Origin of the sequence: Bacillus sp. MMSF_3328, from assembly GCF_030733525.1 — a bacterium.
Classification (GTDB): Bacteria; Bacillota; Bacilli; order Bacillales; family Cytobacillaceae; genus Bacillus_AB; species Bacillus_AB infantis.
Genome location: NZ_JASHIV010000014.1, coordinates 66,835 through 82,154, shown reverse-complemented (window position 1 = coordinate 82,154; position 15,320 = coordinate 66,835). Strand labels below are relative to the sequence as shown.

Below are 15,320 nucleotides of genomic sequence, written 5' to 3'. Positions count from 1 at the left end.
GTGTTCTTGGGGGGAATGGGCAGAAATTTAGGTATCTTCGAGGAGATGTTATTAGAATGGAGGGGGGAGCATGCCATCTAGGAGGCAGTTTTTTGAAATTTTGAAGAGATCATGCCAGTCTCAGCCATAATCATTCCGGATTGGCTGATAATCATGCCGGATTCGGCAATAATCATTCCAAATTTGCGAATAATCATTCCAGTTTCATCCATAATCATTCCTAATCCCATATACTTACAAATCATCAAGCCAAGCCCTCTGCATCTGACCAGCATAAAAATTCGCCAACTCCCAACAAGGCACCACCACCCCACCTAAAATTACTCCATCCCTCTGAAATCCTAACCTCAAACCGCAAAATCCGCTGTTTTTTTCACATATTGACACTTTTCTGCAAAAATCTGCTGTTTCTTGGGCGGATTTTTTTTATAATAGAAAGTAAAGCAAGAATAGTTGTATGTCCCTTTTGATGGTGAAATGATGTCCGGTCGTTACCGGTCAATATATAGAGGTGGAACATGTTTAGAGGTTTTTACACGGTTGCTTCCGGGATGCTGTCCCAGCAGCGCAGGACGGAAATGCTGACGAATAATATGGCCAATAGCAATACACCAGGTTTCAAGGCGGATCAGTCCTCGATGAGGGCATTTCCGGAAATGCTCCTCCAAAGTGCGGGGCAGCTGGAAATCCCCGTTCAGAACAGGCTGAAAATGCCGCTGAACAAGGAAATCGGCAGCATCAACACGGGTGTTTATATGCAGGAGAATACGCCTAACTTCCTTCAGGGAGACCTGAGGGAAACCGGACAGAATACTGACCTGGCTCTTGTAGATATCACAATGCCGGAGGATGAAGAAACGGGGATCAGCGCTTCTGTATTCTTCAAGGTGGCAGGAGCTGACGGCGGGACGCGCTATACGCGTAACGGCGACTTCACGCTTGATGGGGAAGGCTTCCTGACTACAGCTTCCGGCATGTACGTTCTCGACGGGCAGGACAATCGGATCCAGCTTGGAAGCGACCGCTTCACTGTCTCGAATGCCGGTCAAATCACAGGCGAAAACGGCGAAACCGCACAGCTTGGATTCGGCTTCTCGGAAAATCCGGCAGAGCTGATCAAGGAAGGCGACGGCCTGTTCCGGACTGAAGATGGAGCGCCGCTCGCAGAGGCCGCAGATAATCCGGAAGCTGGCTTCGCGCTGCAGCAGGGATTCCTGGAATCCTCAAATGTAGATGCAAGCAGGACGATGACCGATATGATGACAGCCTACCGGGCGTTTGAAGCGAACCAGAAGGTTTTGCAGGCATATGACCGCAGTATGGAAAAAATGGCGAATGAGGTCGGCCGCATCGGATGATGGCCGCCAGCGGACTTCCGAATAACAGCAGCCCGATAAGGGGGATATTATGAGCAGAATGATGATTACAGCCACCAATACGCTGGCCCAGCTGCAAAAGCAGATGGATATAACAAGCCACAATATGGCGAATGTCGATACAACCGGCTACAAGCGCAGGGAAGCCACGTTTACAGACCTGCTTGTGCAGCAGTTTGCCAATCAGCCGAACTCGGCTGATGAAAACAGGCTGACGCCTAATGGGCTGAGGCAGGGCACCGGGGCGATGCTGGCCCAGTCGCAGATCGTGATGGCGCAGGGCAGCATTAAAACGACGGACCGCCAGCTGGACACGGCTTTTACGAAAGAGAATCAGCTTTATAAAGTTCTTGTCCAGACAGAGACAGGCTCAGAGGTTCAATATACACGGGATGGTGCGTTCTATTTGACGCCGGTATCCGACACAGAAAGCATGCTTGTCACCAGCGCCGGCAACGCAGTCCTGGATGAGAATGATAATCCGATTTACATCAATGGGCAGCCCGGTGAATTTGCCATTACAGAGAACGGCATCCTGACAGCAAAGGACAGCACCGGCCAGGAGCAGGAATTCAGCCTCGGCATTGTCAGGGTCAATAAGCCTCAGTTCCTGCAGCAGCAGGGAGGCAATCTGCTGGCACTGGCAGCCGGCGCGGATGGGATCGATGTATTGACTGATTTGACAGGCGCACTGCGCGGCGAGGCAGGTGTCCAGCAAAGGGCGCTTGAGCAGTCGAATGTGAATATGCAAAAAGAAATGACTGATCTTATTACCGTACAGCGTGCCTATCAGTTCCAGTCACGCGCCATTTCAATGGCAGACCAGATGATGGGGCTTGTAAACGGGATCAGGTAAAGGGGATTAAAATTGATGCTAGTGAAGAAAAACCAGGAAGCGGCCAACACGCGTGAACAAAAGAAAAAACAAAAAGCGGAAGAGAAAGCGGCCGGCAAAAGGATCATCCGCATACGCCTTGTCCCGATCTGGCTTCGAGTCATCATTGTGCTGATTTTAATCGCCGGAAGCCTCATCCTCGGAGCATTTGTGGGCTACAGTGTAATGGGCGGCGGCAAAGCATCCGATATTTTTGAAAAGTCGACCTGGATGCATATCAAGGATCTGGTTGAAAAAGAATAAATTTTTGCCGGGAAGGGGATTTGCCCTTCCTTTTTTCTGTTCTTTTACAGTACAATAAAGACATATGATACCTATTATTAGTAGGAGGTACTAAATTATGCTGGATATAAACCAAATCAAAGAAATCATTCCCCACCGCTATCCTTTCCTGCTCGTGGACCGCATCCTTGAGGTTGAAGAGGCGCAGAGGGCAATTGGGATAAAAAATGTGACGGCGAATGAGGAATTCTTCAACGGGCATTTCCCGGACTACCCGGTTATGCCAGGAGTGCTGATTGTTGAAGCTTTGGCGCAGGTCGGTGCCGTGGCCATGCTCAAAAAAGAGGAAAACCGCGGGCGCCTCGCCTTCTTTGCAGGCATAGATAACTGCCGTTTTAAAAGACAGGTAAAGCCGGGCGACCAGCTCCGTCTTGAAGTTGAAATGACACGTGTAAGAGGAGCCATCGGAAAAGGAAAAGGCACCGCAACAGTAGATGGGGAGCTTGTCTGCGAAGCAGAGCTGACGTTTGCCCTTGGAGATAAGCAGGAATAAATTCAGAATGTCCGGCTGCCGGACATTCTTTTTTAATATGCCGAAAAAACAAACTAACACGTTTAGCTTGTCCCATATACGTGTATGTATATAATATCCTGGCCAGCAGGTGACAACTTGCATATAAAAATCCCCCTAAAATAATTTTTTATATGCAAGTTGTTTCTTTTTTTGGACATCATATGAAAAGACCAAGGTCAATATAAACAACCAGAAGGGAGCTTTTTACTTATGAAGAAAAGGCTTTTAACATTAATTGGCGGATCGGTGCTTTCAGCTATGGTATTGGCAGGATGCAATAATGACCAGGAGCCGCCTCCGGAAGACGATAACACGCCGCCTGTTGAAGAAGGCGACATGAACGGAGAAAACGGCGACATGAATGGCAATAACGAAGACAATGGCAACATCAGCGAAGATGACAACGGCGTTATCGACGATAATGGCGAAAACGGCGACATCAACACTGACGAAGACAAGGATATGATGGAAGATAATAATGATCCTGGCGAAGATGCGGTGGAAGACGATCTTGACATGCAGGATGACGATAATAAAGATAAATAATGAATGAGAAGGGCAGGGGAACCTGCTCTTTTTTCGTGCAGTTTATACTATGAGGCAAATATGGTATGATGCTTGTGGAGACAGAATTTACTGGGGGGTACTTTATTTCCATGTATAAAGATTTATCACCAGGAGTGAAAATTAGCATATCAAGATCAATCTCAACATCATTCGAACAATATATGAATAAAATCGGCTGGAATGAAGATAAATTCAATCTGCAGGAATTTGTCGACAGCTGGAAGGACTATATTACAAATCATGCCTCCTGGTACGCGCAGCTCAGTGATGAGACAAAGGCAGATCCGGAGTTTCATGAACAGCTTGCCGGTAAAATAAATAAAACGATTGAAAAGATCCTTTCGGAAGAGCCTTCCAAGGAGCAGATGGAAGAAATTGAACATCTCCAGGCTGAAATAGGTGAAGAATACAATTATTCATGTAAGACAGAGGCTAAACAGCTGATTGAGAAACTCAAGAAAAGAACAAAACAGAAATAAAGAAAAAATCTCCTTGCAGAAGGAGATTTTTTATTTTTTAACAGCAGCAAGTCCTGGTTTGCTTTTCATCTTAGTTTTAAATTCATTCAGCAGCACATCGCCCTCCATGCCTGATTGAAGGAGACTGTCCAGCAGCAATTCTGCATAATCACTTTTAGTTCTTTTAAGGCTGCCCTCAAGCAGAACGCTAATGTGATTTTCCAGCTCTTTAATGGATGAAACCTTGGTCAGGAAGGCAGCAGGATCATTTTCCTTTTTTGTGATGACGGCCTGGACAACCAACTCTTTTTGCTGGTCAAGAGCGTCAGAGAAATAACGGGTATAAGATTTGTCTGTATAAGCCTCAATAAGCCAGTTGCTGTACTCATCCTCTTTATTGATGATCAGGCCGTCATCGAGAGCGATTTCCTTCAAGCCATCTTCTTCAACAACCTGCAGTGAGATCAACTTAAAAGTCTTCATAATGGCCTCCCGGTTTTATTAGATTATTTTGTTTTAAATTATAGCATAGCCATATATGAAAGCGAATTTTTCTCTTTGTCGAAAAAAAAATGCCAGATAGGCCAAATTCCCCTTTTTGATAAGAAGAGATTGGTGGAAATTGCATTTTATGCTGATATTCCTATTTGAGAGGCCGCTAAACTATCACCATAACACCTTTTTCTCCTTTTTACGCAGTCAGTGATTCATCATAAACTGGACATATCACAAAGAGAGGAGATGAGACATGATCAACCAGGCTATCTTAGTAGGAAGACTAACAAGAAATCCAGAGCTGAAAATTACAGCAGAGGGTGTTTCGGTTACAAATATTACTCTGGCTGTGAACAGGCAGTACCGCAATCAGCAGGGTGAAATTGAAGCAGACTTTGTTCAGTGTACTCTATGGAAAAAAACAGCAGAAAACACAGCCCAATATTGCCGGAAAGGATCTCTGATCGGGATAACCGGCCGAATCCAGACAAGAAATTACGATAACCAGGATGGCAGGAAGGTTTATGTGACCGAAGTGATTGCTGAAACAGTAAGATTCCTTGAGCCGAAACGGGAAATTGCCGCCGGCAGCAGCGGGAAGGAGCTGGTAAGCCAGTGAGGCAGCAGCCTGAATGTAAATCCAATACTGAAGCGCTGTTAGAAACTCTGATTAAAATGGTAGGAAGGAGCAATCAAAAATCAGAAGAGCTGGCAATCAGAATTAAACAGCTCGAGTGTATGCTCATTGAAATACACACAGATGCTGAATCCGGAATAAGCAAAGATCTCCGATTGGCTGCATCGCAGTAGCCCGATTTCAACCCCCTCTTCCTCATTATAGAAAATCAATCACCCCCTCCATCACTCCATTTTCCGACATTTTCTGTCGGATTTTTTCTTTTAATGGAAAGGTGTGTAGATTCCTGCGTTAGGAAAAAAGCAAGTGGAAAAATTGTCTAACAAATAGGTATTAATACCCATTTCTACTGTCTTGACACTATGTTAATTTAGTAGAGTATTAAAAAGATTCAGAATAAATAGGATGCAAGGGGGAACGACATGAAGTCTGCTAAGAAAATTTTAGCATTATTCACACTATTTTTATTGGTTTTCTCATCTTCTGTATCAGCAGCCGCTTTGCCTGAGAAGGCAAGAAGCACAAAAGGCCAGCAGAATCAAAAGTCCATTCAGGAAATCAAGAAGGCGGACCTTGAAAAGCAATATAAAAACACGGATATGGTCCGTGTTATTGTTGAAATGAAAGGCGAGCCTGCCATTTCTTATGCACAAAAACAGAATAAGAGATTTAAAGAGCTTCCGGCTGCAACCAAGAAGCAGCTGAGCAGCCAAAAGCTTGCCGAGCAGCAGAAGGTTAAAGACTCGGTCAAGAAAAGCAGGGTAAAGCTTATTGAGCGTGAAAGCTTTACAACTGTAGTCAATGGCTTCAGTGCAGATGTAATGTTCGGAGATATCGAAAAAGTGAAGGAAGTCTCCGGAGTAAAAAGTGTACAGATCGTCCACGAATATACACGCCCTGAAGAAAAGCCTGAGATGCTCTACAGCAAAGAGCTCGTACAGGCCCAGGAAGCATGGAGGGAGTATGATTTCAAGGGTGAGGGAATGATCGTTGGTGTCATTGACACAGGTGTAGATCCGTCCCACCGTGATATGATTCTTTCCGATGAAACTGAAGAGGAATTGTCCAGTGCAGAAGTTCAAACTTTTATTAACACCAATGGACTTCCAGGCAAATTTTATACTGAAAAAGTACCCTATGGCTACAACTATATGGATGAAAATGATACCATCCGCGATATCGGTCCTGATGCTTCCATGCACGGAATGCACGTTGCCGGAACTGTTGGAGCCAATGGTGACGAAGAAAACGGCGGAATCAAGGGTGTGGCGCCTGAAGCCCAGATCCTTGCATTGAAGGTTTTCGGTAATGACCCGGAAATGCCAAGCACTTATAGTGATATCTATGTAAAAGCAATCGATGATGCCATCGTATTAGGCGCAGACGTCCTGAATATGAGCCTTGGTTCTACAGCAGGCTTTGTTTCTCCAGAGGACCAGGAGCAAAAAGCAATCGAGAGAGCTGTGGATAATGGCATTTTAATGTCTATTTCTGCAGGCAACTCAGCTCACTATGGGAATGGCCATGCCAACCCATGGGCTTCTAACCCTGATATCGGGGTGTCAGGTTCCCCAGGTGTGAGTTATGACTCACTTCAAGTAGCTTCCATTGAGAATTCTTACATGGATCTTGATGCAGTGAACTACACATTTGGTGATGAAAGCGGAAAGGCAGCCTTCTTATCAGCCAGCAGCGTACATCCGAATGATGTATCACAAAAGACATATGAAGTAGCTTACGGCGGCTTAGGCAAGCCTGCCGAACTTACAGGAGTGGCGGGAAAGTATGCCCTTATCAAGCGCGGCGAATTGGCGTTCACCGAAAAAGCGCTGAATGCCCAGGCTGCAGGAGCGGTTGGCGTTATTATCTATAACAACGCTGATGGGTATGTAAACATGCAGACAGATCCAGCCATCACCATCCCGCAGCTCTTCATGCTAAAGCAGGATGGAGATAAACTGGCTGAAGCAATTAATGGAGGAGAGACCGTAACAATCTCCTTTAATGGCGAAAAAACAAAATCAGCAAATCCTGAAGCTGGCAAAATGAGTGCCTTCACTTCATGGGGGTTAACGCCTAACCTGGATTTCAAGCCTGAAATCACAGCCCCGGGCGGACAGATTTATTCTACACTTGAAAACAACCAGTACGGAATGATGAGTGGTACTTCCATGGCTGCGCCTCATGTATCTGGAGGATCTGCACTTGTTCTGGAACGTGTTGACAATGAATTTGGCGTAACAGGCTTCGACCGTGTAAACGTAGCGAAGAACCTGATGATGAATACGGCAAAGCCGGTCATTGACCAGGGAACTGTTAACGCAGCATTTGGATGGGGGCTTCCATATTCACCGAGACGTCAGGGATCAGGTATCATGCAGCTGAACTCTGCACTTCAGACTCCGGTAATTGTGACGGAAGAAGCGAGCAATGAAGGTAAGGTTGCTCTTAAAGAAGTAGGCGACACATTTGAGTTTACTTTAAAAGCGCAAAACTACAGCGATGAAGAAGCTGTATATGATGTGAGTGCGAACCTTCAGACTGACTTTGCGGCATACGGGGAACTAGGTTGGGATCCAGATAGCCTGGAGGCACAGGAGATTTTGAATGCTTCCATTAAAGTGAATGGCGGGGATACAGCAGAAGTTACTGTACCGGCAAATGGTTCTGTCACTTTTGATGTTACGGTTGATGTGAGTGATGCTAAGGTTGTAGAGCCTAGTATTACTGGAGACTGGGAAACGCAGGTGGACATTGACGAAGTATTCCCGAACGGTTACTTTGTAGAAGGCTTTGTCACATTGACAGACTCAAATGATGTAAATGCAGAACTGTCTGTACCGTATGTCGGCTTCAAGGGCGAGTGGGATAAAGCGCCGGTCCTTGATGGCATGAAATATGATGATCAAGAATCATTCTATGGTATGGCAGGGGCTGTTTATGAAAGTGGAGACAGTTACAGCTATTTAGGCTACAACCCTGTTGCTGATGCATTTGAGAGCGAAGCAATCGCCATTTCTCCGAACGGGGATAAAGTGAAGGAACAGCTGATTCCGATTCTTTCATTCCTTAGAAATGCAAAGAAAGCTGAATTCTCTATTGTTGATGAGAACGGCAAGGTTCTAAGGAAGCTGAGGACCGAAAACGATCTTCGCAAGCATTATTATGATGGCGGAGCCGCAGCAAATTATTCACTTACTCCTGCCAGAGGCTGGGACGGCAAGCTGAATAACAAAATTGCCGCCGACGGGCAGTATTACTATGAAATCAAGACTAAAATAGATTTCCTTGATGCTGAATGGCAAAGCGTCAAGATTCCTGTTAAAGTCGATACTGTAGTGCCAAGCGTTAAAGCTGATCTAGTGGATGATAATACAAAGCTGTCCATTGAAGCAGCTGATAATGCAGGAGGTTCAGGAATTTCCTATCTTGATATCTATATCAATGACGAATCTATCCTGGAGATTCCTTTAAATGGCGATACTGCTGAGTTCGTTCTTCCGGAAGGACTTGAAGTTGGCGATACAGTAACGGTTGTCGCAGTCGATAATGCAGGCAACTACTCTGAGTCTACTGCTGAAGTTGGCAGCAAAGACAAAACGATTCCATATGTTTACCTGACTGAGCCTGCAGCACTGGAAGTGTACAATAAAAATGACTTGAATGTTAAAGGAACAATCAAAGAAGAATCAGGCATAAAGGAATTCACCATTGACGGCAAATCAGTCGATGTCACTTATAATGAAGACAAGAAGCAATATGAGTTCTCTACTACTATGCATTTTGAAGATGGGGTTCATTCGTTTGTGGTTAAAGCAACAGACACAGCGAAAAACTCTATCTCCTTCAAGCGCACGATTCTTGTGGATGCAACCGGACCTTCAGTAGAGGTAAACGGACTACCTTCAACAAAATATGTCAAGCATGATGCCGACAACCCGGTTGTCAACGTCAAGGTAGCAGACAACTTTGATGAACTGCGCTTCTATTTGAATGGCAGCGAGCTCTTCTATAACGAATTCAAAGAGCCTTATGCTATGAGAAGCATTGAGAAGGTCTTTGAAAATATTGAACTTGAACTTGCGGAAGGTGAGAACCAGTTCGTCTTTGAAGCTGTCGACCTGGCAGGGAACAAGACGGCAAGGACAATAGAGCTTTATAAGCTGAAAGAAGGCGAAACACCGCCAGCAAAAGGTGAAACACCAGACAAAGGTAAAGACACGGAAAAAGGCAAGCCAATCAATCCGACACCTGTAAAACCAGATCCGGTCAAGATTGGGAAGCCATTGCCTGTCCAGCCTGGAAAACAAAAAATGTAGCAGTTAATAAGAAACCGGCAGTCTCCGAGTGGAATTGCCGGTTTTTATCATTTCTAATCTCCCTGCTGACTATTAAATCCTCCGCACAAAAAAGCACCCTTCCGCTAAAAGAGCGCCCAAAAATAATATTCACGTCATTCTCCTGAACTTTTTATGCTCTTTAATGACCGCTTTTAAAATTCCGGCAATATATTCATTCGTCCAGTTATCGAATAATGCCAATTCCAGCAATGGTTCCTTCAAGGAAGGAGTCTGAGCGAGGAGACGGCGAATCATTTCCATGTCCAAATCTTCGGGATTTTCCTTTAGCACATAGGAAGTATTGGCGTTTTTCAGCATTTCATCCAGCTCTTCGATCAAGTATTCCTTATCCACCCCGAATATATCTGCAAATTGAAGGACGATCTGATAGGGAGGTATGCTTTTGCCGTTTTCATACCGGCTGATCGTTGAACGGTCAATCCTCATCAATTCAGCCACATATTCTTGTTTCCAGTTCCTCACATTCCGCAATTCTTTCAATTTATCCGCTAGGCTCATCTTGTCCACCCTCGTTCATCACTTTCCTTTAATCTAACGAGAATCGGGAATGAATAAATCATCTGTGAAAATGGTTCACACTTATAATAGTGAAAATCACGCACGTTAATAAAAGAGAAAAAAGAATAGAGGAAATTTGAAGAAAGCTGTCGAAATAGAAAAATGGAAACGAATACCAATGATAAGGAGTGTATTTTATTTATGGAGAAAAATCCAAAAAGGGTGGAACATCAGCTTTACTTTCAAACAACAGATGCGAGGAAAATCAACATTGATTTTAAACCAGGCTTTTTTGATGCCCTTCAGCTGCTGAAGCCCTACCCATCAGCCCACTTCTGCCAAATCCTCTTTGATCAAAACACCTCACACCGCATCTATTCCAGATTAAATCACACTGATATCAAGCAGCTGCAGTATGACAACGAGCCGGGCGGCCGGGAGAATCTTCTCCGTGAAAATAACGGAATCAACTATCGTCTCCTATCAAGCCTTCTGATAAAAACCAGCCGTAATAGTGTGTCATTTGCGATGCAGGTGCCTGACAGCCGGGTAAAAACCAAAGAAAAAAGCCCGCTGCCATCTCTTGTGGAATACAAAAGACAGAAACGGACTTTATAAAATTTAAGCCAGATGCACAAGATCACGGAGATCATCGGTGGACAGCTCCGTGATCCAGCTTTCGCTTTGGATTACCTGGTCGTTGAGCGTTTGCTTTTTCTCTAGCATCAGATCAATTTTCTCTTCCAAGGTTCCTGTGCAGATCAACTTGTGAACGTGGACGAAACGTTCCTGGCCGATCCGGTAGGCACGGTCTGTCGCCTGGTTCTCTACAGCCGGGTTCCACCAGCGGTCATAGTGGATAACATGGTTCGCTGCTGTCAGATTCAATCCGGTTCCGCCTGCCTTCAGGGACAGCAGGAAGACAGGGAACTCCCCATCCTGGAACCTGGTGATCATTCGGTCGCGCTCATTCTTTGAGACGCTTCCGTTCAGGAATGGCACATCAATTCCGTGCCGCTTTTTCATGATTTTCTGGATCATATGCCCCATTTCAATATATTGGGTGAAAATAAGGCAGCTTTCTTCCTGCTCCAGGACGGCATCGACGAGCTCGTTCAGCTTCTCAAGCTTAGATGACCGTTCGAGCAGATGGGAAGGCTTCTCTTCCTTCAAGTAAAGAGCCGGGTGATTGCAAAGCTGCTTCAGGCGGCTGAGCAGCTGGAGAATAAGCCCTTTGCGCTCAAAGCCTGACAGTTTCTCAATCTCGGCAAAAGTGTCTTTGACCAGCTGCTCGTAAAGCGATGCCTGTTCTGCGGTCAGCGGGCAATATTCCTTCTGCTCCACCTTATCCGGCAGGTTCAAGGCAACTTCTTTGTCCTTCTTCGTCCGGCGCAGAAGGAAGGGGCGGATGATTGCCTGGAGCTGCTGGACTTTTTCTTTTTCATCTTCCTTCTCGATCGGGAGGATGAACCGTTTCTGGAATTGCCCGAGGCTGCCGAGATAGCCATGATTGGTAAAATCGAAAATCGACCACAGCTCGCTGAGACGGTTTTCCATCGGCGTCCCCGTCAGGGCAATATGATGCTTGCCGCGCAGCTTCCGGACTGCCCGGGACTGCTTGGTCTGCGCATTTTTAATATTCTGGGCTTCATCAATGCTGATCGAGCTCCAGGTGACAGCCTCGAAATCAGCCAAATCCAGATGGGTCAGGCCGTAGGATGTCAAAACAATATCTGCTTTCTCAGCCTCTTCCGTGAACATCTGATCCTTCAGGCGATTCTGTCCATAATGGAGATAAACCTTCAGATCAGGGGCAAATCGTTCAATCTCTTTTTGCCAGTTGCCGAGCACCGACGTCGGGCAGATGATGAGAGAGGCACCATCTTGTTCCTGCTCGCGAACCTTTAATAAATAAGAAATGAGCTGGACGGTTTTTCCGAGCCCCATATCATCAGCGAGAATGGCACCAAATCCGTATTTCCTAAGGAATAACAGCCAGCTCATCCCAAGCTGCTGATAGGGACGGAGTTCGCCGTGAAGTGCTTCCGGCGCATCAGCGAGCGGGATATTGTTCACCTCGCGCAGCTGCTTCACCATCTGCTTCCACTGGCGGTTCAATTCAATCTGGATGCGGGCGAATGCTTTCGGATTATCGAGCTCATCTTCTGAATCATCTTCTCCGGACAATTCCTGCTCAATCAAATCACGGACATGCAGCCCCTCTTTTTCCGCTTTTTTCATCAAATCCTGAATCTGGCGGATAAAGCCGTGGTCGAGCTTGATCCAGCGGCCGCGGATATAGACAAGGCGGCGCTTCTCTTCAACCAGTTTATTAAACTCATCCTCTGACAGCTCGACTCCGTTCATGCTGAAGCGCCAGTCATAATCAAGCATTGCCTGCAGTCCGACGAAGGAAGGGCGGTGGCTGCCGGAATTTCCTTTTACCTTCGCCTTCACCTTCATGCTCGCATTCTTCATCGCCTGCCACCAGGAAGGAAGGAGAATCTCGACGCCAAGCGCAAGCAGCGTTTCACTTGCTTCTGTCAGGAAAGTCCATGCTTCGTCTTCCGTCAGGCGGGTTGAAATGCCGCTATTGCCGTTCAGCCAGGGAAATACATTGATCCAGCGCTGCTGCTCCCGTTCAATGACCTCCTGATACTTCATCCAGCCCCGCGGATAGTTGCTTTCATCACGGTAATCGACAAACAGATCAGGATCCTTTTTTCCTCGCAGAAAAATAGACAAGTCCCAGAAGCTGTCTATATCAGCAGGCTCTTCAAGCTTCAGTCCGATTGTAAATGGGACATCATTTTCCTTCAGCCCAATCCATTCCTGCCAGCTTTCTTCGTCAAAGTAGGCAGCCAGCTGGCTTGGCGCAATATCTTCATTTTGCAGGCTGTCTATTTTTTTTCCGAACATTTCTTTCATTTCTTTATTGCGGTTCAAATAATCATTCAAAGAGCGGTCAAACCAATGCTGGACGAAGGCTTTGACAGAGCGTTCCTCTTCTCCATCATCAAGGGGACGCTCCCAGAAGGAATCATCAAACTCGTAAAGCACATTCTCAGGCAGCGCCCAGTGAAATTCATTCCGCTCCCACGCCTTGAAGTCAGGTACCCACTCTTTTTCAAGAATGGATTCCTCAAGCGCATGTCCGGCAGCCAGGCAGATCTCGGCCGTTTCGTCCCAGTCCCATTCGATCAGGCGGTTGAACTGCTCGTTCGCAAACAGCGTAGCGAGCTGCCAGCCGTTGACCAGGAGGCCAGGGGCGCCATCCAGCTCAGCCGGTGCAAGCATCGTCCCGAAAAAACTTTCCTTATGATTGTTGAACAGCAGGTTCTGCCATTCGTTTGGCCCCATCCATTTGCCTTGCTCATCAGAAGCTCCAATGAAAAAAGTATCATTATCATATTGTTGGACGTTCACTTTTATAAAACGTGTTTTAAGCATCGATCAGCTTACCCCTTTTGCATTCTTCATGAAAGGCACGCAGGCGCCTGGTCTTTTCAAGAATCATTTCCAGAAAAAGCTCCCAATCATTCTGCCGCTTTAATTTTTTATAGATGGTCCGCAGCTTCTTCATCTTGCGGACAGCCTCCCGGTAATGATCCCGGCTCTTCATGTTGATATGGCCCTGCACAGACTGATGGTAAAGCCCAAGCAGGATTTCAGGCTCGGATTGCTGAATCCTTTTGATCCGCTCAGAAGGGAGCATGCTGATATCAAAGCCGATATAAGCCTGCAGCTCTGCCCACTTTTCATAGTTTTCCTGTTCAAAAAGAACATCCTCATATTCCCGGTAGCTGTACGGCAGCGTCTGAATCATGGCTTTCTCATACAGATCAGACCGCCGCGTCTCGCCGGTATAGGGGCGCAGTGCCTTCAAAGCCATCCTGGAAAAATCCATGCTCGCATTATATTCATTGTTCCAGCTCAGATACTCCTTCAGCCGTGAGACAAACACCTCAGCAAACGGAGCCACCCGCTTCCATTCCTTAAGGGCGGTGAAATAGTCGAGCCAGTATAACATATATGGCGTCATCTCCGCGTTAGGGACCTGGATATTCCGCATCGCATCTTCATCCTCACGAAGAAGGATATGAAGATGGGTCACCCCGACAACCAGAGGCATTGTTGGCTCATCCTGAAGACTGTTAAGCTTGTTGACTTCCTCATCCCGCCATTCCTTGCTCTTGAAGAGATGGGTCCAAAGCAGACGGTAGAGATGCGCGCGCTCATATTCAATCTCAAAGTCGTTCGTCAGAAGCTCCGCGGTTTCCTCTTTCAGCTTCCCGATGAATTCATCAAACGCAAAGGGCACAGACTGGACCGTCAGCTTGCCGGTAATGTCAGCCGCTTCTTCGGTCATGAGATGGAAGAGATGGCGGTAATAGCGGTTGATCGTATCCTCGAAATAGCCGAGCTCCATGCTCAGGGAGATAAGCTTTTTAAAAGAAACAATATGCGCAATCAGCATATAAAGGAGCCGCCATTCCTGCTCGACCGGGGCCGCCGCCCTGAGACGGCGCAGGTGGACCTGGAACAGCTCTGCCATCACATAAGGCTTCGGGTCACCCTGGCCAAGCAGGATTTTATCAAAACTTTCCTCTATGGAAGATTTCCAGTTGTCATAATCAGGTTCCTGCTGCTGTTTGTTCGCCTTCAGCAGATCCCTTGCCGTCTTCAGTCCCTGCAGAGCGGCCGTCTTTGTCTCTTTGACCGGCTGGCGCCAGTCATTGAGCCAGGCGGCCACACTGCTGCCCTGGGACAAGAGATAGAAAAACGCAGCCATCCGGTGCCGGCAGAACCCTTCATGCGGACAGGAGCATTCACTATGGTTAATGAAGTCAAGGTCAAGCGATACCTTTGCCGGCGTCACATCCTGGACCACGGCCGTAATCTGGTCACCCTCATACTTCAGCTGATGCACAAGCCCCTGATGATACAAAAGCAGGCCCTTCTGGACCACCTTCTGATCTTCCTGGTCCTCCGGCCTCAGCAGGCTCTTCAGCTCGCCCGCAGCAAACTGCAGCCCCTCCAAATACCGCTCAGGAATCTGCGCCATAACAATCCCCCCTATACTCTAACCCGGCAAAACCCAGGTGAAAAAACACAAAAAAGCACACAAAAACAACAGCATTCCGATAAAATACATATTCCTTTATTATACCGCATTTGGCGGGAGTCTAAAAGGCGGGGGAGTTATTGATGGTGACAGGCACCTATACCACTTAAAG

General features: G+C 46.6%; 15 protein-coding genes. 9 read left to right on the top strand and 6 right to left on the bottom strand.

What is annotated here, in order from left to right:
• Positions 1-77: 77 nt before the first annotated feature.
• Positions 78-314, bottom strand: coding sequence for a hypothetical protein (locus RBB45_RS19125; RefSeq protein ID WP_306010200.1), 237 nt, complete (start codon positions 312-314; stop codon positions 78-80).
• A gap of 204 nt (positions 315-518) precedes the next feature.
• Between RBB45_RS19125 and RBB45_RS19120 the strand changes: the two genes are divergently transcribed.
• From RBB45_RS19120 to RBB45_RS19095, 6 genes are all read left to right on the top strand, one after another.
• The gene (locus RBB45_RS19120) at positions 519-1,358 is read left to right on the top strand and encodes a flagellar hook-basal body protein (RefSeq protein WP_306010199.1); all 840 of its coding nucleotides are present in this window, start codon (positions 519-521) and stop codon (positions 1,356-1,358) included.
• A 49-nt stretch (positions 1,359-1,407) separates the two neighbouring features.
• A complete protein-coding gene (locus RBB45_RS19115) occupies positions 1,408-2,232 on the top strand; it encodes a flagellar hook-basal body protein (protein ID WP_009792672.1) in 825 nt (274 codons plus the stop codon).
• Between the two features lie 15 nt (positions 2,233-2,247).
• Complete coding sequence (locus RBB45_RS19110; protein WP_009792673.1) at positions 2,248-2,514, top strand: DNA-directed RNA polymerase subunit beta; 267 nt, start codon at positions 2,248-2,250, stop codon at positions 2,512-2,514.
• A gap of 97 nt (positions 2,515-2,611) precedes the next feature.
• Positions 2,612-3,046 carry a 3-hydroxyacyl-ACP dehydratase FabZ gene (gene fabZ, locus RBB45_RS19105; protein ID WP_009792674.1) on the top strand — a complete coding sequence of 145 codons (435 nt, stop codon included), beginning with the start codon at positions 2,612-2,614 and terminating at the stop codon, positions 3,044-3,046.
• Between the two features lie 231 nt (positions 3,047-3,277).
• Positions 3,278-3,613 (top strand): hypothetical protein, encoded by a 336-nt coding sequence (locus RBB45_RS19100; protein WP_009792675.1) that lies wholly within the window; start codon positions 3,278-3,280, stop codon positions 3,611-3,613.
• 110 nt (positions 3,614-3,723) lie between these two features.
• On the top strand, positions 3,724-4,113 hold the full coding sequence (locus RBB45_RS19095) for a hypothetical protein (protein ID WP_306010198.1): 390 nt from the start codon (positions 3,724-3,726) through the stop codon (positions 4,111-4,113).
• Between the two features lie 30 nt (positions 4,114-4,143).
• Here the strand turns inward: RBB45_RS19095 and RBB45_RS19090 are convergent, their stop codons facing one another.
• Positions 4,144-4,575 carry a YwpF-like family protein gene (locus RBB45_RS19090; RefSeq protein WP_224948906.1) on the bottom strand — a complete coding sequence of 144 codons (432 nt, stop codon included), beginning with the start codon at positions 4,573-4,575 and terminating at the stop codon, positions 4,144-4,146.
• Positions 4,576-4,840: 265 nt separating this feature from the next.
• Between RBB45_RS19090 and ssb the strand changes: the two genes are divergently transcribed.
• Positions 4,841-5,206, top strand: a complete 366-nt coding sequence (gene ssb, locus RBB45_RS19085) for a single-stranded DNA-binding protein (RefSeq protein WP_009792678.1) — start codon at positions 4,841-4,843, stop codon at positions 5,204-5,206.
• Between the two features lie 80 nt (positions 5,207-5,286).
• Here the strand turns inward: ssb and RBB45_RS19080 are convergent, their stop codons facing one another.
• Positions 5,287-5,436, bottom strand: a complete 150-nt coding sequence (locus tag RBB45_RS19080; protein WP_156917030.1) for a hypothetical protein — start codon at positions 5,434-5,436, stop codon at positions 5,287-5,289.
• Positions 5,437-5,646: 210 nt separating this feature from the next.
• Here RBB45_RS19080 and RBB45_RS19075 point away from each other — a divergent pair, with 210 nt between their 5' ends.
• Entirely contained in the window at positions 5,647-9,543 is a 3,897-nt protein-coding gene (locus RBB45_RS19075) for a S8 family serine peptidase (RefSeq protein ID WP_306010197.1), read from the top strand.
• A 129-nt stretch (positions 9,544-9,672) separates the two neighbouring features.
• On the opposite strand, the gene RBB45_RS19070 is transcribed toward RBB45_RS19075, so the two are convergent.
• Complete coding sequence (locus RBB45_RS19070) at positions 9,673-10,083, bottom strand: helix-turn-helix domain-containing protein (RefSeq protein WP_009792681.1); 411 nt, start codon at positions 10,081-10,083, stop codon at positions 9,673-9,675.
• Between the two features lie 201 nt (positions 10,084-10,284).
• On the opposite strand from RBB45_RS19070, the gene RBB45_RS19065 reads away from it, so the two are divergent.
• Positions 10,285-10,701 carry a hypothetical protein gene (locus RBB45_RS19065; RefSeq protein WP_306010196.1) on the top strand — a complete coding sequence of 139 codons (417 nt, stop codon included), beginning with the start codon at positions 10,285-10,287 and terminating at the stop codon, positions 10,699-10,701.
• A gap of 3 nt (positions 10,702-10,704) precedes the next feature.
• Here RBB45_RS19065 and RBB45_RS19060 read toward each other — a convergent pair whose 3' ends face one another.
• A complete protein-coding gene (locus tag RBB45_RS19060) occupies positions 10,705-13,533 on the bottom strand; it encodes a DEAD/DEAH box helicase (protein WP_306010195.1) in 2,829 nt (942 codons plus the stop codon).
• On the bottom strand, positions 13,526-15,148 hold the full coding sequence (locus tag RBB45_RS19055; RefSeq protein ID WP_306010194.1) for an SWIM zinc finger family protein: 1,623 nt from the start codon (positions 15,146-15,148) through the stop codon (positions 13,526-13,528). Before RBB45_RS19055 ends, RBB45_RS19060 begins: the two co-directional genes overlap by 8 nt.
• Positions 15,149-15,320 lie beyond the last annotated feature (172 nt).